This is a genomic window from Gemmatimonadaceae bacterium (assembly GCA_019637355.1).
Lineage (GTDB): Bacteria > Gemmatimonadota > Gemmatimonadetes > Gemmatimonadales > Gemmatimonadaceae > Pseudogemmatithrix.
In genome coordinates, this window is the sequence record JAHBVT010000001.1 from 2,118,603 (window position 1) to 2,137,904 (window position 19,302).

The window sequence follows — 19,302 nt, forward strand, 5'->3', positions numbered from 1 at the left end:
AGGCGATCCCTGATGAATTCAATCAATCAATGCAACAGCGGCCTCGAAGACGGCCGCGGGGGTTCGGAACTGGAGCGTCTTGCGCGGGCGCCCGTTGAGCTGGTCGGCGACGCGATTCAGGTCGCGCTGCGTAACGTTGGCGAGGCTCACACCCGTGCGGAAGTACTGGCGGAGCAGTCCGTTCGTGTTCTCGTTGCTGCCGCGCTGCCACGGACTGGACGGATCGCAGAAGTAGACCTGCACGCCGGTGGCGATGGTGAAGCGCTTGTGGTGGGCGAGCTCGGTGCCGCGGTCCCACGTGAGCGAGCGCGTCACGTGCGCCGGGAGTCGGCGAATCTGGCGGATGAGGGCGGGCACGACGCTCGCCGGTTCCTTGCTCGCCACCTTGATGAGGATGGTGAAGCGCGACGTGCGCTCGACGAGCGTCGCGATATGCGTGTTGCCGCCGCCCGCGAGCAAGTCGCCTTCCCAGTGGCCTGGCACGGCCCGGTCCTCCACCCCGGCGGGGCGCGCGCTGATGGGAATCGCGTCGGCGATGCGGCCGCGCCCCTGGCCTTTGCGTGTGGACGCGCGGGCGCGCCGGGTCCCGCGCCGCGTGCGCAGGTGCTTCATCAGTTCCTTCTTCAGGACCCCGCGCGCTTGGACGTACAGCGAGCGATAGATCGTCTCGTGTGACACGTGGAGCTCCGGCTCATCGGGGTACGTCGTGCGCAACCACCCGCTGCTCTGCTCGGGGGACCAGTTGAGCTTCAGCTTCGTGGCAATGAGATACCGGAGGCGCGGGCGTGACGCCAGTCGGCAGGGTTTCGGCCGACGCGCCGATCTCCAGGCAACGTCATCGGCGCGCACGGCCCGATACTTCGTGCGGCCGCCGTGTCGCTTCACTTCACGACTGATGGTCGAGGCCGCGCGGCCGAGCGTGCGCCCGATGGCGCGATACGAGTGCCCTGCGGCCAGTGCGCGGGAGATGGGTTCACGCTCCTCGAGCGAGATGGCCAACGCGGATCGCGCGCGCAGGCGCGGCGAGATGCCCCCCTGCAAGCGAATCACGCCGTGGAGCGCGCCGGGGGCCTTCGCGAGGGCACGGGCAATCTCGCGGACCGAGTCGCCGGCCCGGTAGCGCGCCCACAACTCTGCGCGCTGCTGCCACGTGTAGCCGTGCGGGCTTGGGATAAACATCGCAACTACCTCCAAGGAGTGTACTACTGAAGGTGTTGCATCGACCAGCTGAATCCAGTCCGCATAGAAGTTATGACTGGGCTGGCCCCCCGACCTCTCGTGGGTTAGCTCCTCGAGTGCGTCGAAGGTGCCAGAGCCACTGGCGACAGTACGTCGCCCTTCCTGCAACGGAGAACCAGCCCATATCATCGATACCTGCAGCAGCTGCCTCAACTATCTGGCTTGGATGGGATGTGCACAAGGCCTCGGTCACGTCGGCGGTGCTCCGCGACGGCGCGGCCCAGGCCGAGTGCGTGGACCGGCTCCCGAACGCGCTGCCGAAGCTCGAGCGCTACGTCCGGCGCTGGCAACGCGAGGGGACGGTGCGCGTGGTCTACGAGGCGTCGTGCGCGGGCTTCGTGCTGCAGCGCGCGTGCGCCGCGTGGGGCGTCGCCTGCGACGTGATCGCGCCGTCGCTCATCCCGACGCGGCCGGGCGTGCAGCGGAAGCACGACCGGTATGACGCGGTGCAACTCGCGCGGCTGCATCGCGCGGGGGAGCTCACGCCGGTGCGCGTGCCGGCGGCCGCGGAGGAGCGCATCCGCGATGTGGTGCGCCTGCGGACGACGCTGCAGCGCGAGGTGATGCGGTCGCGGCACTACGTGCTGAAGTTCCTCACGCGGCGCGGCTGCGGGTACGGCGCGAAGCCGTGGACGCCGGCGCACCACGCGTGGCTGGCGACGCTGCTGCGGGAGACCGCGTCGCCGTTGGCGGCGGAGGATCGCGAGATCCTGCAGGAGCACCTCGCGCTGTTGTCATACAAGGAGGGGCGGCGCACCTCGCTGATCAGCGCGTGGCCGAGCTGGCGGCGACGCCGGCCTATGCGCCGCTCGTTGGCCGCCTCGGCTGCTTCCGGGGGATCGACACCTTGGCGGCGATGGTGCTCGCCACGGAACTCGGCGACTGGCGGCGCTTCGCGTCGCCGCGCGCGCTGATGAGCTACGTGGGGCTCGTGCCGCGCGAGCACTCGAGCGGGGAGCGCGAGCGCCGCGGCGCGCTGACCAAGGCGGGGAACGCGCACGTGCGGCACGTGCTGGTGCAGGCGGCGTGGAGCTATCGGCACCTGCCGCGCGTGGGCAAGCGGCACCAGCAGCGGCAGGCGGGCCAGCCGGCGGCGGTGATCGCGCACGCGTGGAAGGCGCAGCATCGCCTGTACAAGCGCTACCACCGGTTGCAGGACGGCCACGCGCGCCAGGTCGCGGCGGTGGCGGTGGCGCGGGAGTTGATCGGGTTCCTGTGGGCGGTGATGCGCGAGGAGGCGCCGCCGCACGCACAGGCGTAGGAGACAGCTCGGCTCGGGTTCCAGCGGCACGATAGGGAGGACGCGCGGCACACGTTATCGGGTAGCGCTCGCGAGAGCGTGGATCCCCGCGCATAGAACGCGCCTGCTCCGGACGAATCCACTTCGTGCCGCTCCGGTCTCCTGGAGACTGACCGGCGTATAGCAGCAGGATTCATCGTCGAAGCCGCCGCTGGCATCCGAGCCCGTTGCTTCACCACCCTCGACGCGGGAGCGCCGATGTAGATCGTGCCCTTGACGGATGCCCAGTCATAGCAACGTGTGCTTCTGCTGCGAGCACTCCGATAACCGCGACCAGCCAAGCGCTTGTCGACAGCAAATCGAGTCATGCTGCTCGCGCCATCATCATTGCGGATCTTGGTGCACGCATTGCAAACAGGCACAACGCTCGAGCTGCATTTTTTCGCTTCGCGAGAACCGAGCCTGCTGGTCGTGGTCATTTTCAACGATCAGGTCTGGTTCAAGTTACACGCAAATGCACCTCACCGTTGTCGCACGGTCCACCGGAGGCGTACAATGCCAGGAAGCGGATCTTGGACGAGTGCGAAGAAATGACCCGACGATACAGCAATGGATGGGGTGGCAAAACTCAGCCGCCGAGATTCGAGGTAGCGCTTGCCGCTTATTGAGTACAGGTCGACGATCGCTCTCTCCTGATCACGACCGTCGGGGGCGACTACGAAAAGAGTGTCAGCGCGCACTGCAATTGTGCGAACTGCCTCAACGGCGTCGGGATTAATACGGAGCATCGTTTCGTTGCGTTGCCCTGTGGGATACGCTTTGTACTCGGCGAACGCAATTCTTGTCACGCCCGGGTGCAACACGCTTGCAGAACCCTCAGGAGAGATGCTGAGCAAGAGACTTGACCACCTGAACGCGACAATTGCACCTCCGTCATGAGTGGTGGCAATGAATGCTTCGCGCTGTGCCTGGTTCAGCGGAGCCAGTTCGGGTACCTCCGACACCAGACGGAGCACGTTTCCCGCGGAATCGAACACGGTGGCGAGCTCGCCCTTACCCTGTTGCGTGAGTCCGATCCATTGTCCGCCGCGCGCCTGCGCGTCGCCACGGCGGGTTCCGACGCTCAACCTCGACTCCACGTACGTACGCCCGTCCGAGCGAAGTCGGAGTAGCTTTGAGTTTCCGCGATCTAGTACCCACAACTGGCCGCTGGCGTCGCACGACACGCCGCCAAGCTGCTGAAACTCGCCCGGACCACTGCCGCGTCGTCCAAAACGCCAAAGCGATTTCAGAGTCGTATCAACGGCTACGAGATGTTGATCGTCATAGTCCATCACGACCACTCCCCAGCCGCAGTGTGCGAGTCTTTGCGGATTCACCAGCAAGTCACCGGTAGCGTCCTGCAATCGCGATACAATCTCCCATTGCCCCCCAGGAAAGCGCCTTCCTTCCTGCGCGAAAAGGGAGCCGATTGCGGGAAGCAGCGCGAAGAAGGCGCGAGCTACGGCAGAGGCATTCATCGTCTCACCTCGTTGGAGTCAAGAAGCAACCCGAACCTTCCGTTGAGGAACGCGCGCTCTGAAATCGCGGCATCTCCGTAAAGCGCAGCCTCCAGCTCGCCGCGGCGTAACGAGTAGAGCGTTGGAATGCCGCCTTCCGGAAGGGCAAGTCTTCTGGCCAACTCAGACTGATCCACGACTTCAGAAGTAATTGATCCATCTAAGGCGAGGTCGGCACGAACACGCGCGTGGATTGAGTCTTCCATAGAGACCCCAAAGAACAGGATGCGTACCGGAACACCATGGTGACTTGAGAGACGCTCCAGAGCGGCGACGAAGTCGCTCTTCAGTGCGCAAGTTGCGGGGTTAACCATCAACACAATGCCAGTCGGGGCTTCGAGAGCAGAGCGAACTTCATCAACTACTTCCCGCGCTCGGGACACTGACCCCACGGATTGACGAGAGCAGCCTGCGAGCGCCGCGACGAAGAGCGGTGTGAAGGATGCCAGAAGTCGCATCCGGACCCGTCTGTTCATGGCTTGCCCTCGGGTGCGAGGAGGAGTGATTCAAGCGAATCGGTCGACAGTGCGCCATAGTAGAGTCTGCCCCGAACGACCAGAGCTGGGGTGCCAAGCAACCCAAGCTCGCGCGCCCGACGGGAATCCGATTCAACCCGATCTTTTGGGGCGCGAGTGTCGAAACAGGAGGCGACTTCGGCTTGCTCCGACGTGGGCGTTGAACCTACGAGTAGTTCGCGGACTATGGAATCGGTCAAGGGCCCCCTGTCAACAGCGGAGTACAGCCTTAGGTCTACGCTCGAGCTTACGCCGACGCGTGCCGCGCACTCGACGGCTACTGCCGCAGTGACTGACATCGAATCACCCGAGACGATGAAGTGGTGTACACTCACGCTCAACCGTCCCGGATGCTTTGCATCCAAGCTCCTAAGATTGCGCGCCAGCACGCTGCAGCTCGGACAGAGGTAGTCCGAGATCACTACGACCGCAGTGCCCGACTCGCTCAGATGTATCGATGTCGCCTCGAGGGAATCCGTGAACGCGCCCTCACGGAGGCCACTAACTTGCAGCGGCTCGCGGTGACCGAATTGGACTGCTGCAATTGCAGTGAGGACAAGTGAGCCCGCAATCAAGGCGTAGCCTACGAGGTACTCACGCATGTGCTCAATGAGCTTCATCGGCGACTGGATGGCGGGAGCGGGTGAGCGTGATCGGCAAATGCGGGGCAACCGAGAGGCAATGCCGTCGAATTTCAGCGACACTGCCTCTCAGCGGGCGTCCGTTACGTCTGGTTGTAGCGCCCGTCGCAGATCTTGCTAGTGCCGTCGCTACAACTCAGCATGTAGCAGTCCTGATCGGCATCGGAGCACTTGCTCGGTTTACAGCGACACCCCTCCTCGTCCGCCTTTGCCGTCGAAGCACTCACGGCGAGTGCTCCGAATGTCAGCATCGGGATTGCAACTGCTACCCACACGAACTTGCGGAGCTTTGACTGGTGCATCATCGGTCGTGCCTCCAAACGTTGTGGTGTGGAACAACGAGATGCGTTCCGTAGGCAACTCGGAAGACGCGCGGAAATTGTTGCGATGGGTGCACGCAGGCGCAAGATGTGTCAAACCGCCGCAGTCTTGGCTTTCGAGGTAGAAAAATGGATATATTACGACTTGCTCGGTCGATTGAGGCAAGTAGAATGTGTTGTACCGATGTGGCGCAAGGCTCGATAGGGGCGACAAGATTCCAGCCCAGCGCCTCGCGCTGTACGGTCGATCTGGGGCGTGGCGAGCGAGCCAGTGACAGGCATCGAGTCCGAGTTCGTGACCACCAACCGGCGCTTCAGAATGCGCTGCCGATTTCTCATGACCGCTGTCTCATCCGAGTCGAGCGATTGCGCGGGATGCCAAGAGGAGTAGTGATTGATTCGCCGCGCGCATTCACATAGTAAGTGCAACAAAGTCCCCACGCCCGAATGCGGGTGAGGTGACCTGGGGCAGGCTAGGCTTCAGTTCTCCTCCAAGAGAAAGGACGCCATGACCTACACCCAGATCACCCTTGAAGAAAGGTACGACATTCACGCGCTCCGCAAGCTGGGCTGGACGCCGGCGGCCATCGCCCGGCGTCTCGGGCGGCACCGCAGCACCATCACGCGCGAGATCCGCCGCAACGCTTGGCGCCGGAACCAGGTGGGCTACTACCCGCTGGTCGCGCAGAGCTACACGAACGAGCGGCGGCGGGTGGCGCGGCGCGGGACGCAGTTCTCGGCTGCGGAGTGGGCCTTCTCGAGTACTGGCCTCGCGAGGACTGGAGTCCGGAGCAGATTGTCGGCTTTCACGCCCGCTTCGGGATCCACACGCCGAGCCACGAGACGAACTATCGACGCATCTGGCAGGACAAGCAGGCCGGCGGCACGCTGTGGACGCACCTGCGCATCGTGACGAAGAACCTGCGGAAGCGCTATGGCACCTGCGACAGTCGCGGGCGCCTCGCGGGCAAGCGCCATATCTCGACGCGGCGCCGCTCGTGCCGCTCGTCATACGCGACGAGCACCTCATGGGCGTCCTTCGCGACGTCGATTGCGACCCAAGTGCCCGGGGCGGTATCGTGGGGAATCGGATGCCAGTCGTCATCGGTGCTCCTGGTGGTCGGGATACCATCCAGGATGCCGCCGCTCTGCACGGCTGGCCATCCTCCTTCCGTATGTACTACGGGACGGAGTTCCACTCGTACGCGAAGCTCGAGGCACTGGTCGATGCCAAGTGCTACTTCGCGACGCCGCATCACTCGTGGGAGCGCGGCAGCAACGAGAACGCGAACGGCCTGATCCGGCAGTACCTGCCGAAGCGCCGCTCGATGAAGCAGCTCACACAGCGCGACTGCCAGCGCATCGCGGACAAACTCAACCGCCGCCCGCGCAAGCGGCTCGGCTTCAGAACTCCGGAGGAGGTCTATGCGGCCTGACGCTCAGTGTTGCACTTCGCGGTTGACTTCACAAATCCAGTCTCCCTAGTGAACGCCGTCAGCCGTTGTACAGGCGCGACGCCAGCGCGTCTCGCAGGCGCGCCGTGATCGGCCCCACCCTCCCCTTCCCCACCGGACGCCCGTCCAGCGTGACGATGGCCTGCACGTCGGTGGTCGTTCCGCAGACGAAGACTTCCTCGGCACGCGCGAGATCCACCAGCGCGACGGGACGATCCTCGAAGGCGATGCCCTGCTCGCGGATGATCTCCAGCAACACCGCGCGCGTGATGCCCGGCAGGATGTAGTTGCTCAGCGGTGCCGTGCGAAGCACGCCGTCGAGGACGACGAAGCAGTTGGTGGCCGCACCTTCGGTGACCATTCCGTCGCGATGCAGGATCGCCTCGTAGGCACCGGCCTCGCTTGCCGCCTGCCGCGCCATCACGGGGCCGAGCAGGTTCACCGTCTTGAGATCGCAACGCGCCCAGCGCTGGTCAGGATACGTGATGCCTTTGGCGCCGTTGGCGCGCATCTCGAGATTCGGGACGAAGCGCGAGGCCGAGCCGTAGATCGTCGTCGCCGTGCCGGCCGGCGGGAAGTGATGTGTGCGGGCCGTCGCGCCGCGCGTCACCTGCAGGTACACGGTGGCTTCGCCGTCCGTGAGCGCGTTGTCCTTGAGCAGGCGCAGGCACACGTCGCGCAGGCCCTCGGTGCCCGTCGGGTCGATGCGTAGTCCGCTGAGGCCCTGCGCCATCCGCGACGCGTGCGCGTCCCACGCGAAGAGCTTCCCGTTGATGGCGCGCACCACTTCATAGATGCCGTCGCCGAAGATGAACCCGCGGTCCTCCACCGGGATCAGCGCCTCGGCCTTCGGGACGAAGCGGCCGTTCAGGTACACCGTGCTCATCGCTTACCCCACCATCCGTTCGATGCCGGCGATGACGGGGCGGAAGGAGAGGCCCTTCCCGGCCACGCGCGCCGCCTGTTCGTGCGCCAACTCCGTCTGCCCGTGCGCAAAGAGCTCCTCGACGATCCACGGACCGGCTTTGGGATTCCGATACCAGTCCTCGTCGAAACGCTCACGCAGCGACTCGTCGAGCACGGCTTGCAGCTGCCAGGCCCGCAGGTAGCGCGCGGCGTAGTAGCGCGGATCTACGTCCACGAAGGCGTCGCTGCGCTGGTACCGGAAGCCCGTGGCCTTGCTGAGGATGTCCACGTAGAGGTCGGGCAGTGCCGCCCAACTCACCTTGCCACCGTGCAGCTCGATCTCATAGATGAGCTTGGCGCAGTAGCGCCGCACGAAGTGCAGCTCCTCGAAGCCCATATAGCGCAGGAAGGCCGGCATCGCCTTGGCGTCCAGCGTGGCGTAGCGCGAGAGCCAGCCTCGGTCCTTCAGGCGGTGATCGAAGAGCATCGCGTAGCCTTCGGTCACCGAGTTGTCGCCGAGCCAACGGAACTCGAATGGCAGCGTGCGCCGCATATTCGCGAAGTGCAGCGCGTGCCCCAACTCGTGCAGCAGGGTCATCCAGTCGTTCTGGCCGCCGTGCGGACGCAGCACCAGGTGCACGACGTCAGGGATGCGCACGGGCGCGCAAAACGCGCGCGGGCGCTTGCCGGTGCGCTCGCCGGTGTCGTAGCGCACGCGGCCCTCGGCGTCAGGCGAGATGCCCATCTCGCTGACCTGGCGGCGCACCGCCGCTTCCATTGCGTCGGCCGGGAAGTGCGCGTCGAACTGCGGCGCGCGCATCAGCGCGGCCACGTCCGCGCGCGTGGCCTCGGCGGGCGTCAGACCCAGCCCCCGCTTCAGGAACTCCGGCAGCAACTCGTCGAAAATATCCTGCGTGTCGCGCAGGAAGGCCTCACACTCGGCGCGCAGGGCGTGCAGCTCGATGCCGCTCAGCGCTTCCCAGGTCGCGTTGTAGTCGGGCGCGATCCCAAGCGCCGTGATGATCTCGTGTTCGCGCGCGAACTTCTCCTGGCGCATCGGCGCGAGCTCGGCTTGGACGAGCGTTGACCGCGCGTCGTCGAGCACACGGCGGGCCTTGGCGTCGCGCGTGTTGCCGAGCGTGATCGGCACGCGCTGGTACGGCTCGGCGCTGCCGTCGGGCAGCCGGACGACGGCGGCGTTCTCCCAGGCGATCTCGCGTTCGTCGAGTGCGGCGAGTTCACGGCCGACGCGCGACTCCAGCAGCCAGTCCACGATCAGTCTGGCCGAGCGCAGGGCGGCGGCATCACCGCCTTCGGTGAACGCGCGCGCCGGTTCGTCGGGCGAAGCAGTGACGGCCGCGCGGGCCGCGGTGAAGTACTCCAGCGCCTGCGCGAAGGCTTCGTCGCCGTAGGCCGCCTCGTGTGCCGCGTACACCGGCTGCAGCGCCGGCGATGATTTCAGTCCTGCATAGGCTGCGTGGTACTCGGCCGAGATCGCTTCGAGAAATGCTTCGCCGCGGGCGCGCAGCCCGTCCAGCGACCCGTCGATCGGAGGCGAGATCGGCATACGCCTGCGTCAGCCCACCAGCGTCGAGTCGGCCGTCACGTGATCGGCCTCGAGGTAGCGCGTGAGCACGTCGATCACCTGACCGGTGGACACGCGAATCTGCCCCATATTGTCGCGGAAGCGAATCGTCACGTCATTATTGGCCGTGGAATCGCTGTCGATCGTGATCCCGAACGGCGTGCCGGCTTCGTCCTGACGGCGGTAGCGGCGGCCGATGGCGCCAGCCTCGTCGTAGAACACGTTGAACTTCTTGCGCAGCGCCGCGGCGAGCTTCTCCGCCATCTCCGGCTGGCCGTCCTTCTTGGTGAGCGGGAATACGCCCGCCTTGATCGGCGCCAGCACCGGGTGGAAGCCCATCACCGTGCGCCCTTCCTGCTCGCCCGGGACGGCTTCCTCACGCAGCGCGTTGACCATCACCGCCAGCGTCACGCGATCCGCGCCCACGGACGTCTCGATCACGTAGGGCACGTAGCGCTTGTTGTTGGCTTGGTCCACGTACTCGAGCTTCTTGGACGAGAACTGCTGGTGCTGCGTGAGGTCGAAATCGCTGCGGTTGTGGACGCCCTCGATCTCCTGGAAGCCCAGCGAGCCGCCGAAGTCGAAGTTGATGTCGAAGGCCGCGCGGGCGTAGTGCGCGAGCTCCTTGTCCGAGTGCTGATGGAACTCGAGGCGGTTGCGGTCGAGGCCGAGGCCCAGGTGCCAGTCGAGGCGGGCCTGCTTCCAGCGCTCGAAGTGCTCCATATCCGTGCCCGGCTCGACGAAGAACTGCATCTCCATCTGCTCGAACTCGCGCGTGCGGAACGTGAAGTTCCCCGGCGTGATCTCGTTGCGGAAGGCCTTGCCGATCTGCGCGATGCCGAAGGGCACCTTCTGGCGCGTCGCCTGCTGGACGTTCAGGAAGTTCACGAAGATGCCCTGCGCCGTCTCGGGGCGCAGGTACACGACCGCCGCCGAGTCCTCGACGGGGCCCATAAACGTCTTGAACATCAAGTTGAACTGCCGCGGCTCGGTGAGCTGGCAGTCCGTGTGCTCGCCCGGCTTCTTGCTCGGCTTCCGCGGGCACTGGGCGTCAGCGAGCTTGTCGGCGCGGAAGCGCGCCTTGCAGGCCTTGCAGTCCACCAGCGGGTCGGAGAAGCCGCTGACGTGGCCAGACGCCTCCCAGACCTTCGGGTGCATCAGGATGGCCGCGTCGAGGCCTTCGACGTCGTCGCGCTCGCGGACCATCGTATTCCACCAGCGCGTCTTGACGTTGTTCTTGAGCTCGACGCCCAGCGGGCCGTAGTCCCAGACGGATCCGGTGCCGCCGTAGATCTCGGAGGACTGGAAGATGAAGCCGCGGCGCTTGGCGAGGCTGACCAGGGTTTCGAGGACGTCGGGACGCATTTGGGACTGATGACGGAGGACGGAAGCGGCGTGCAGAGCGGAAATCTACACCGTGGCGCGATTTCTGGCTCTCACAGGAGTCCCTCGGAGAAGGTCTGTGCGGTACCGCTGCTGCCTTCCGTCCTCCGTCCTCCGTCCTCCGTCTTCAGCCTACAGCCCGATGATCTGGTCCCGACGCGTGCCGACGCTCACGTACTGGGCCGGGCATTCCACGAGTTCGACGAGGCGATCGAGGTACTTCCGCGCGTTGGCCGGCAGGTCGGCCAGCGTGCGCGCACCCTGCGTCGAGCGCATCCAGCCGTCAAACCACTCGTACACCGGCTCGATACCGTCGAGGTCGGCCAGGTCGCCGGGGAACTCCGTCAGCACCTCGCCACCCACGCGGTAGCCGGTGCACAGCGCGATCTTCTCGAAGCCGTCGAGCACATCGAGCTTCGTGACGGCGAGCCCCGTGAGCCCGTTCACGCGCACGGCGTAGCGCACGACGACGGCGTCGAACCAGCCGCAGCGCCGCGGACGACCGGTGGTCGCACCAAACTCGTTGCCGACCTTCTGGAGTTCCTGCCCGGTGGCGTCGGTCAGCTCTGTGGGCATCGGGCCGCCGCCCACGCGCGTGGTGTAGGCCTTCACCACGCCGATGGCGGCATCGATCGTGCGAGGGCCGATGCCCACGCCGATCGCCGCACCGCCGGCCGTGGTGCTCGACGAGGTCACGAAGGGATAGGTCCCGTGGTCCACGTCCAGCAGCGACCCTTGGGCGCCTTCGAGCAAGACGGCCGCGCCCTGCTTCTGCGCGCGGTGCACGGCCAGGCCGACGTCTTCGGCGATGGCTAGCAGGCGCGGCGCGATGCGCTCCAGCTCGGAAAGCGTGAACGCGGCATCGGCGCGCTTGGTGGAACCGAAGCCCGCGAGAATATGGTTGGCGTGGTCCGTGCCCTTCTCCACCAATGCCTTCAGGCGCGCCGGGTGGCGCAGGTCCAGCACGCGGATGCCGCGGCGCGCGACCTTGTCCTCGTAGGCCGGCCCGATGCCGCGGCCGGTGGTACCGATCGCCTTGCTCGCCGCGCTCTCCTTGTCCACCAGCTTGTGGTAGGGCAGCACGAGGTGCGCGCGGTCGCTGAGGTAGAGGCGCCCCGCCACGTCCACGCCGTTGGCCACGAGCGCGTCAACTTCCTCGAACATCCCTTCGGGGTCGAGCACCACGCCGTTGCCGATCGCGCAGCGGACCCCGGGGTGCAGGATGCCGCTCGGCACCTGATGCAGCACCGTGGACTCGTCGCCCACGTGTACCGTATGGCCGGCGTTGGCGCCGCCCTGGTAGCGCACCACCCAGTCCGCACGCTCGGCGAGCACATCCACCAGCTTACCCTTGCCCTCGTCACCCCACTGGGCGCCGACGATGACGATGGTGCGGGTCTTGGAGTCGAACATTTCACGCTCTGGCGAGGGAGGCAGCCGACGGCCCGGGCGGGCACAAAAAAACGCCCCGGCTGTCGGGGCGTTGGAAGAATCTACGTATTCGAGGGTGTGCGGGCAACGCCAGAACCCGGATTGGAGACCAAGAAGTATGACCGTCAACGCCACCTCCGCGCTGCGCCGCCTGCTCCTCCTGCTGGCTGCTCCGATTGCCCTCACCGCGCAGGACGCGCCCGCCCCGGAGCCCGATATCGAAGGGCTCACCCAGGCCATCGCTCGCGCCCGAGTGGCACTGCGAGACCTGCCGACCCTCTGGGGCATCGACGGCGGCGGCGTGGATTGGATCCTCACCGACGGCCGCCGGCACCTCGCCACCGCGCGCGTCGACGGACGCGACACCCTCCGGTGGAAGGCGCTGCCCGTTGGCACCACGATCGCCAACACGGCCGTCACTGTTGACGGACGCCGCTGGGCGATGGTCGTGCTCGATCTCTCGCGACCCGAGCGGGCCTCCACGAGCCTCCTCGTGCACGAGGCGATGCACACCTTCCAGCCCGAGCAGCTGCCGGCGCCCGGCGGCACCGAAGCAGCCGTCGGCGGCGACTTCCTCGATGGCCCCGACGGACGCGCGTGGCTCTTCCTGGAACTTCGTGCGCTCGCCGAGGCGCTGCGCTCTACCGGCGAGGTGCAGCGGCAAGCCGCCCGCGACGCCCTCGCCTTCCGCGCGCGGCGTGACGCCTTGGCGCAGCCGCAGGAGCGCACGCGACTCGACGCGCTGGATCTCCAAGAGGGCATCCCAGAGTACACTGGCTGGCGGCTCGCCGGCTTCTCCGACTCGGCGCTGGCCGACCGTCTGGCTGGTGCCGCGACTGCGCGAGTGAGCTGGGTTCGGGCCGTCGCCTACTGGACCGGCCCTGGCTATGGATACCTGCTCGACCAACTCGGCGCGCGCGGATGGCGCGACGCGCAGCGCGGCGGGGCGAGGCTCCCGGAGCTCTTGGCGCAGGCCGTGGGCGCAGCCGCTGCGTCGGAGGTCGCTCTCGACGCGCGCGCGGTGCGCTATGACGGCCCGCAGATCTTCGCCGCCGAGGAGCGCCGCGCGCGTGCCAATGCCGCGCGGCTCGACTCCCTGCGTCAGCGCTTCGTGCAAGGGCCAGCGATTCGCCTCTACCCGCGTGCGCTGCAGATCTCCTTCGACCCCAATGGCCAGACCCCGCTCGGCAACGACGGTACCGTAATGCTCAACTTCCGCTGGGCTGGAAGCGACGGGGCCGAACTCGTCGCGGCTGGCGGCGCGATCGTCTCACCGAACTGGGACTGGATTCAGGTGCCGGTCGACGCGGCGCAGCTCACTGAGGGAACGCTGAGCGACGGGCTGTCCGTCGAGGGCAGCGGTTGGCGTGTCACCGTGCCCGCCGGCTGGAGCGTGACGCGCGTCGGCACTCGCTACGAATTGCGCCCGCCTGCGGCGGAGCGCTAGCCGAGCGCGGCGACGACTTCGGACTTGGCCGCGGGATCCAAGGGCAGCAGCGGCATCCGCGGCACGCCACCGACCTTCCCCACCGCATCCATCGCCGCCTTCACGCCCGGCACGCCCAGCTTCGCCACGATGACGTCGGCCATCGGCTTGAGCCGCGCCTGCGCCTTGGCTGCGGCCTCGGCGTTGCCGTCAGCAAGTTCGCGCTGCACCTCGAGCGCGAAGCCCGCCGCGAAGAGCGAGACCGCGAGGATCCCGCCACGTGCCCCGGCCTCGAGCCCGGCCAGCAAGCCACTGCCGCTCCCAGTGAGGACGCTGAAGCTCGGCGACTGCGCACGCAGGAAGCCCTTCAGCATCTCGAGCTGGCCAGAGCTGTCCTTGATCCCCACGATGTTCGGGTGCCGTGCGAGTTCCGCCACCAGCTCGGCCGGCAGCGCGAAGTGCATATACTTGGGAATGTTGTAGAGGATCACCGGCAGCGGCGACTCCTCAGCCACGCGCAGGTAGTGCGCGCGCAGCACCTCTTCCGTCATCGCGCTCGCGTAGTAGTGCGGCGCAACGACCAGCACCGCGTCCGCTCCGGCCGCCTGCGCCGCCTTCGTGCGCGCGACGGTCTGCCGCGTGCTCTCGCCGCCACAGCCGGCAATGACTAGCCCCGGCGCGGGCACGTGTTCGCGCGCCGTCTCCACCAAGGCGCGGCGTTCGTCCTCGCTGAGCAGCGCCGCCTCGCCGGTGGAGCCGGCCACCACCACGCCGGACAGTCCCTCGGCGATGTGGCTGCGGACGTTTGCGGCAAAGCCATCGAGGTCGAGGTCCTCGCTGCCGGCGTGGAAGGTCGAGATGACCGGCGCGAAGATGCCGTCGAGCTGCACGTCAGGATCCCATATTGAACTTGAGCGCCAGGTCCGATGGGCGCGACGAGGCGGCCAGCGCGACCTTGAGGTCGATCGCGCCTTCATTGACCAGCTGCTCGAGGTGCTGGTCGAAGGTCTGCATTCCGTACTGTTCGCGGCCGGCGGCGATGTAGTCGCGGATCTCGTTGACCTTGTCGCGGTCGAGCATCAGGTCGCGGATGGTGGGCGTGACGACCATAATCTCCAGCGCCGCGACGCGGCCGTTGCCGTCCTTGCGCGGCAGCAGGCGCTGCGAGATCACCGCGTGCAACGACTCCGCGAGACGGACGCGGACCACGTCCTGCTCCTCGGGCGGGAACATCGCCATAATGCGCAGCACGGTGCTCTGCGCGTCCGGCGTGTGCACCGTCGAGATGAGCAGGTGGCCCGTCTCGGCGGCCTTCATCGCCGTGTCGATCGTCTCGGCGTCGCGCATCTCGCCGATGAGCACCACGTCGGGGTCCTGGCGCAGGGCGGCGCGCAGACCCATCCGGAAGCTCTCGGTGTCCACGCCGATCTCGCGCTGCGTCACCGAGCTCTGGAGGTCGCGATGCAGGAACTCGATCGGGTTCTCCAGCGTCACGATGTGCTTGTTGTGATGCTGGTTGATGTGGTTGATCATCGCCGCCATCGTCGTGCTCTTGCCCGAGCCGGTGACGCCGGTGACGAGGATCATCCCGCGCTCGGCCTCGGCGACTTCCTTGAGCACCGGCGGCACCGCGAGGCGCTCGAAGCTCGGCACCTCGAAGGGGATCACGCGCATCACGATCATAAAGCTCGAGCGCTGGCGCAGGATGTTCACGCGGAAGCGGCCGATGCCGGGCGCGCCCCAGGAGCAGTCGTAATCGTTGATCTTGTCGATGCGCGCGCGGTCGTCCTCGTTGGCGATGAGCCGCAGCGCGATGCTCTTGGTCTGGTCCGGCGTCAGCGCCTGCTTGGTCAGCGGCACCAGCTTGCCGTCAATACGCGCACGGAACACGTCGCCGGCCTTGATGTGCAGGTCGCTCGCGCCGCGCTCCACCGCCGCCTTGATGATCTTTTCCATCGGGCCCGTTAGTAGCCGGCGCGCTTGTCCACCAGGTTGCGGAGGGACTCCCCCGCCCGGTAGCGCGCCCAATTGTCGAGGATGAGGTCCTGCAGGCGGTCCCAGAACCGCCGTGGTGAGACGCCGCTGACGTGCGGCGTCCACACCACCCGTGGAAGGTGCCACAGCGGGCTATCCCCCGCCAGCGGCTCCTTGGCGAACACATCCAGAACCGCACCGCGAATGCGGCCAGCCGTGAGCCCGGTCACCAAGGCCTCCTCGTCCAGCAGGGCGCCGCGGGCCACGTTGGCCACGATCACGCCCGGCTTGAGACCCTTCATCCGCTGCGCGTCGAGGATGGCTCGGGTCTCCTCCGTCAGCGGGGTGGCCAGCACCACAACGTCCGCCAGCGGCAGAAGCCCGTCGAGCTCGCTGGGCCCGTGGATCTCGTGGAAGCCCGGCGGCACGCCAAGCCCGGGCCGGCGCCGCACGCCGCTGACCCGCGCGCCCAACGCCGAGAAGCGCCTGGCGATCTCGCTGCCCAACCCGCCCGCGCCCACGACCAGCACGTGCAACTCGTCCACCTCGCGCACCAGCGCGCGCGGCGTCGCGAAAGCGCTCTGGTCCCACACGTGCTCGCGTCGCATCTCGTCGGCGAGGTCGAAGGCGCGCAGGAAGTGCAGCGTCCCCGCGAGCACGTGCTCGGCGATCGTCGGGCCATAAATGCCCGCCGCGTTCGTCAGCAGGCAGTCGCCGCGGCGCATCTCGTCGAAGAGCAGCGTCGCCACGCCGGCCGTCCCCGTCTGGACCCACTTGAGCTTCGGCCCCGCGAGAAACAACGCGCGCGGCATCCCGAAGCCCACATAGACCTCGGCATCGGGAATCACGGCGAGTGACTCCTCGCTCGGCGCCTGCGCGCCGTCGCCGAAGGAATCCGTCACCGACTCGACGATCTGAAGGTGCCAGTCGCTCGGCACGGCGTCGGTCAGGGCCTGCGCCACTCGCTCCGGGAGGCAGAAGGCCTGCGCGGTCGAGCGCAGGTCCACGACCATCAGGCGCGTGCTCACGTGTCGTCGCGCTGGGCGTCCGTGGACCGCCGGCCCTCCCCCGCGCGGCGGCCGCCGCCGCGGGCATCCCACTCCGAGGGCGGCACGCCGTCGGAGTGGTCGACGGAGCGCTGCTCGAGGTACCGCTTCTCGATGTAGCCGAGCCCTTCGAGCACGATCATCACCGTGATCGTCGCCGCCAGTGCCTCGAAGAGATGCCCCGCGCCGGCCGTCAGGCCGATCGCCGCGACCACCCAGATCGTCGCGGCACTCGTCAGGCCGGTAATCGTGCCGCGCGCGTGGAGGATGGTGCCGGCGCCAAGGAATCCGATGCCCGTCACCACCTGCGCCGCGATGCGCCCCGGATCGCCGCCGTAGGGCCCGGCCATCGCCATCGAAAGGTCCATCAGCAACGCCGAGCCCAGGCAGATGAGGATGTTGGTGCGCAGGCCGGCCGGCTTACGCCGCAGTTCCCGCTCCAGCCCGATCGCGCCGCCCGCCAGTACGGCGATGAGCAACTTCGCCCCAAGATCGAGTCGAAAAACCTCCACCCACTCGCGGAAGTCAGCCACGGGCGTCGAGCCCCATCTTGTCCTTCACCGTGCGGATCGTCTCCTGCGCCACCGCGCGGGCCCGCTTGCCGCCCTCGGCGAGCAGCGCGTCCACCTGCGCCGGATTCGCCTGCAGCGCCTCGGCTCGCCTGCGGATCGGCGTCAGCTCGGTGACCATATTCGCGTGCAGTACCTTCTTGCAGTCGATGCAGCCCCACTTGGCGCCGCGGCAGTTCGCGTCCACTTCCGCAACCGTCTCCGCGGGCGAGAAGGCCTTGTGCAGCTCGAAGATCGTCTTGCACTGCTCGGGCGTGCCGGGGTCGGTCTTCCGCTGCCGCGCCGGGTCCGTGATCGCGGGCCGCAGCTTGTTCCACATCTCGTCCGGCGTCTCCAGCAGGCCGATCGTGTTCCCCAGCGACTTGCTCATCTTCGCCTGCCCGTCGAGCCCGACGATGCGGCGCGTGGGCGTGAGCTTGGGCTGCGGCTCGGGGAAGTACGGCGCGTCAGGCGAGAAGCGCGCGTTCCAGTTGCGCGCCACCACCCGCGAGAGCTCGAGGTGCTGGACCTGGTCCTCGCCCACCGGCACGGTGTCGGCGAGATATAGCAGGATGTCCGCCGCCTGCAGCACCGGGTAGTTGAGCAGCCCGGCCATCACCTGCTCCTGCTTGCTCGACTTGTCCTTGAACTGCACCTGCCGCTCGAGCTCGCCCAGCGGCGTCACCGTGTTGAAGATCCACTGCAGCTCGGTGTGCTCGGGGACGTCGCTCTGCACGAACATCGTGCAGTGTGCGGGATCGAGGCCGCAGGCCAGCAGCGAGATCGCCATATCGCGCGTGCGGCGCCGCAGGTCGTCCGGCTGATACGCGATGGTGATGGCGTGGTAGTTTACGATGCAGAAGAACGACTCGTGCTCGGCCTGCAGCGCGACCCAGTTCTTGACGGCTCCGAGGTAGTTGCCGATGTGCAGCTCGCCCGAGGGCTGGATCCCGCTGAAGACACGCGTCATCCCCCGAAGTTACGGAGCGTCGGATGGGTCATCAACAGGAGCGTGCCGCGTGGCTGGCCAGCGCCGTCCGGGCGGCCGAGGCTGGCGCGGCCGTCATCCGCGCCGCCGCGCCGGACATCCGGCAGCTCGATTGGCAGTCCAAGGGGCCCACGGACTTCGTATCCGAGGTGGATCTGGCGGCCGAGGCGGCCATCCTGCAGGCGATGGCGGCCGACCTCCCCGGGGCCACGGTCCTCGCCGAGGAGAGCGCGGCGGCGGTGTCCCCGGAGCGGGTCGCGAAGGGCCTGGCCATCGTCGTGGACCCGCTCGACGGCACGACGAACTTCCTCCACGGCTTTCCGGCCTACGCGGTCTCCATCGCCGTGCTGCTCGATGGCGAGCCCGTGGCCGGCGTGGTGCACGACGTGCCGCGCGGCGAGGTCTTCACCGCCACGGTCGGCGGCGGCTGCTTCCGCGACGGCGAGCCGGTGCGCGTCTCGGAGATCACCGACCCCTCGCGCGCCCTCATCGGCACGGGCTTCCCGTTCAAGGACGCCAGCGACATCCAGCCCTACCATCGCCAGATGGCGGCGGTGATGGCCCACGTCAGCGGCGTGCGGCGGCCCGGCGCGGCCAGCCTCGACCTCGCCAGCGTGGCCTGCGGGCGCTTCGATGGGTTCTGGGAGATGATGCTCTCGCCCTGGGACTTCGCGGCCGGGATGCTGCTGGTGCGCGAGGCAGGGGGCGTGGCGACGGACCTCGGTGGGGAGCATCTGCGGGCACTGGGGGCGAGTTCCGTGCTCGTGGGGAATCCCGGGATGCATCGCTGGCTCCTGGGTACGCTCCGGGGCCCGTGAACGGCGGGTCACCACAGAGGGCACAGAGAACACAGAGAACTGCAACTGCTGTTTCAACGCAGAGACGCAGAGGGCGCAGAGCACGGCAACGGCAACCGCCTTTTTTTGGGGGTCTCGAACCGATGCGTCGGCGCGGACCCCCAAAGCACTTGTAGTTGCTCTTGATGTTGTAGTTCTCTGCGTACTCTGCGCCTCTGCGTTGAACGTAGTTCGTAGCTCGCAGTTCTCG

At 67.2% G+C, this 19,302-nt stretch carries 19 protein-coding genes; 6 read left to right on the top strand and 13 right to left on the bottom strand.

The window, feature by feature from the left end:
- Positions 1-18: 18 nt before the first annotated feature.
- Positions 19-1,179 carry an IS30 family transposase gene (locus KF689_09725; GenBank protein ID MBX3133649.1) on the bottom strand — a complete coding sequence of 387 codons (1,161 nt, stop codon included), beginning with the start codon at positions 1,177-1,179 and terminating at the stop codon, positions 19-21.
- A gap of 233 nt (positions 1,180-1,412) precedes the next feature.
- On the opposite strand from KF689_09725, the gene KF689_09730 reads away from it, so the two are divergent.
- A complete protein-coding gene (locus KF689_09730; protein MBX3133650.1) occupies positions 1,413-2,153 on the top strand; it encodes a hypothetical protein in 741 nt (246 codons plus the stop codon).
- Positions 2,096-2,500, top strand: coding sequence for an IS110 family transposase (locus tag KF689_09735; protein ID MBX3133651.1), 405 nt, complete (start codon positions 2,096-2,098; stop codon positions 2,498-2,500). Before KF689_09730 ends, KF689_09735 begins: the two co-directional genes overlap by 58 nt.
- Before the next feature lie 500 nt (positions 2,501-3,000).
- On the opposite strand, the gene KF689_09740 is transcribed toward KF689_09735, so the two are convergent.
- The 3 genes from KF689_09740 to KF689_09750 all read right to left on the bottom strand — a co-directional run bounded on the left by KF689_09740 (position 3,001) and on the right by KF689_09750 (position 5,173).
- Positions 3,001-3,999, bottom strand: a complete 999-nt coding sequence (locus KF689_09740) for a hypothetical protein (protein ID MBX3133652.1) — start codon at positions 3,997-3,999, stop codon at positions 3,001-3,003.
- Positions 3,996-4,358 (bottom strand): hypothetical protein, encoded by a 363-nt coding sequence (locus KF689_09745; GenBank protein MBX3133653.1) that lies wholly within the window; start codon positions 4,356-4,358, stop codon positions 3,996-3,998. The genes KF689_09740 and KF689_09745 overlap by 4 nt, the downstream gene beginning before the upstream one ends.
- Before the next feature lie 152 nt (positions 4,359-4,510).
- Positions 4,511-5,173, bottom strand: a complete 663-nt coding sequence (locus KF689_09750; GenBank protein ID MBX3133654.1) for a thioredoxin domain-containing protein — start codon at positions 5,171-5,173, stop codon at positions 4,511-4,513.
- 849 nt (positions 5,174-6,022) lie between these two features.
- On the opposite strand from KF689_09750, the gene KF689_09755 reads away from it, so the two are divergent.
- A complete protein-coding gene (locus KF689_09755) occupies positions 6,023-6,427 on the top strand; it encodes a helix-turn-helix domain-containing protein (protein ID MBX3133655.1) in 405 nt (134 codons plus the stop codon).
- 178 nt (positions 6,428-6,605) lie between these two features.
- Positions 6,606-6,950, top strand: coding sequence for an IS30 family transposase (locus tag KF689_09760; protein MBX3133656.1), 345 nt, complete (start codon positions 6,606-6,608; stop codon positions 6,948-6,950).
- A gap of 58 nt (positions 6,951-7,008) precedes the next feature.
- On the opposite strand, the gene KF689_09765 is transcribed toward KF689_09760, so the two are convergent.
- The 4 genes from KF689_09765 to KF689_09780 all read right to left on the bottom strand — a co-directional run bounded on the left by KF689_09765 (position 7,009) and on the right by KF689_09780 (position 12,255).
- Positions 7,009-7,854, bottom strand: a complete 846-nt coding sequence (locus tag KF689_09765) for a D-amino acid aminotransferase (GenBank protein MBX3133657.1) — start codon at positions 7,852-7,854, stop codon at positions 7,009-7,011.
- Positions 7,855-7,857: 3 nt separating this feature from the next.
- Positions 7,858-9,441 carry a hypothetical protein gene (locus KF689_09770; GenBank protein ID MBX3133658.1) on the bottom strand — a complete coding sequence of 528 codons (1,584 nt, stop codon included), beginning with the start codon at positions 9,439-9,441 and terminating at the stop codon, positions 7,858-7,860.
- A 9-nt stretch (positions 9,442-9,450) separates the two neighbouring features.
- Entirely contained in the window at positions 9,451-10,824 is a 1,374-nt protein-coding gene (locus KF689_09775; GenBank protein ID MBX3133659.1) for a glycine--tRNA ligase, read from the bottom strand.
- Positions 10,825-10,974: 150 nt separating this feature from the next.
- On the bottom strand, positions 10,975-12,255 hold the full coding sequence (locus tag KF689_09780; protein MBX3133660.1) for an adenylosuccinate synthase: 1,281 nt from the start codon (positions 12,253-12,255) through the stop codon (positions 10,975-10,977).
- A gap of 136 nt (positions 12,256-12,391) precedes the next feature.
- Here KF689_09780 and KF689_09785 point away from each other — a divergent pair, with 136 nt between their 5' ends.
- On the top strand, positions 12,392-13,720 hold the full coding sequence (locus tag KF689_09785) for a hypothetical protein (protein ID MBX3133661.1): 1,329 nt from the start codon (positions 12,392-12,394) through the stop codon (positions 13,718-13,720).
- Here the strand turns inward: KF689_09785 and KF689_09790 are convergent.
- From KF689_09790 to trpS, 5 genes are read right to left on the bottom strand one after another with little or no spacing between them, the layout of a single operon-like run.
- On the bottom strand, positions 13,717-14,589 hold the full coding sequence (locus KF689_09790; protein MBX3133662.1) for a dihydrodipicolinate synthase family protein: 873 nt from the start codon (positions 14,587-14,589) through the stop codon (positions 13,717-13,719). The two genes, KF689_09785 and KF689_09790, sit on opposite strands and share 4 nt — an antisense overlap.
- A gap of 1 nt (position 14,590) precedes the next feature.
- Positions 14,591-15,655 carry a type IV pilus twitching motility protein PilT gene (locus KF689_09795; protein ID MBX3133663.1) on the bottom strand — a complete coding sequence of 355 codons (1,065 nt, stop codon included), beginning with the start codon at positions 15,653-15,655 and terminating at the stop codon, positions 14,591-14,593.
- An 8-nt stretch (positions 15,656-15,663) separates the two neighbouring features.
- A complete protein-coding gene (locus KF689_09800; protein MBX3133664.1) occupies positions 15,664-16,701 on the bottom strand; it encodes a D-2-hydroxyacid dehydrogenase in 1,038 nt (345 codons plus the stop codon).
- Positions 16,698-17,252 carry an MgtC/SapB family protein gene (locus KF689_09805; protein MBX3133665.1) on the bottom strand — a complete coding sequence of 185 codons (555 nt, stop codon included), beginning with the start codon at positions 17,250-17,252 and terminating at the stop codon, positions 16,698-16,700. The genes KF689_09800 and KF689_09805 overlap by 4 nt, the downstream gene beginning before the upstream one ends.
- Positions 17,245-18,237: a tryptophan--tRNA ligase gene (trpS, locus tag KF689_09810; GenBank protein MBX3133666.1), complete on the bottom strand. Its 993-nt coding sequence runs from the start codon at positions 18,235-18,237 to the stop codon at positions 17,245-17,247. Before trpS ends, KF689_09805 begins: the two co-directional genes overlap by 8 nt.
- A gap of 23 nt (positions 18,238-18,260) precedes the next feature.
- Between trpS and KF689_09815 the strand changes: the two genes are divergently transcribed.
- Positions 18,261-19,073, top strand: a complete 813-nt coding sequence (locus KF689_09815) for an inositol monophosphatase (protein ID MBX3133667.1) — start codon at positions 18,261-18,263, stop codon at positions 19,071-19,073.
- Positions 19,074-19,302: the final 229 nt, after the last annotated feature.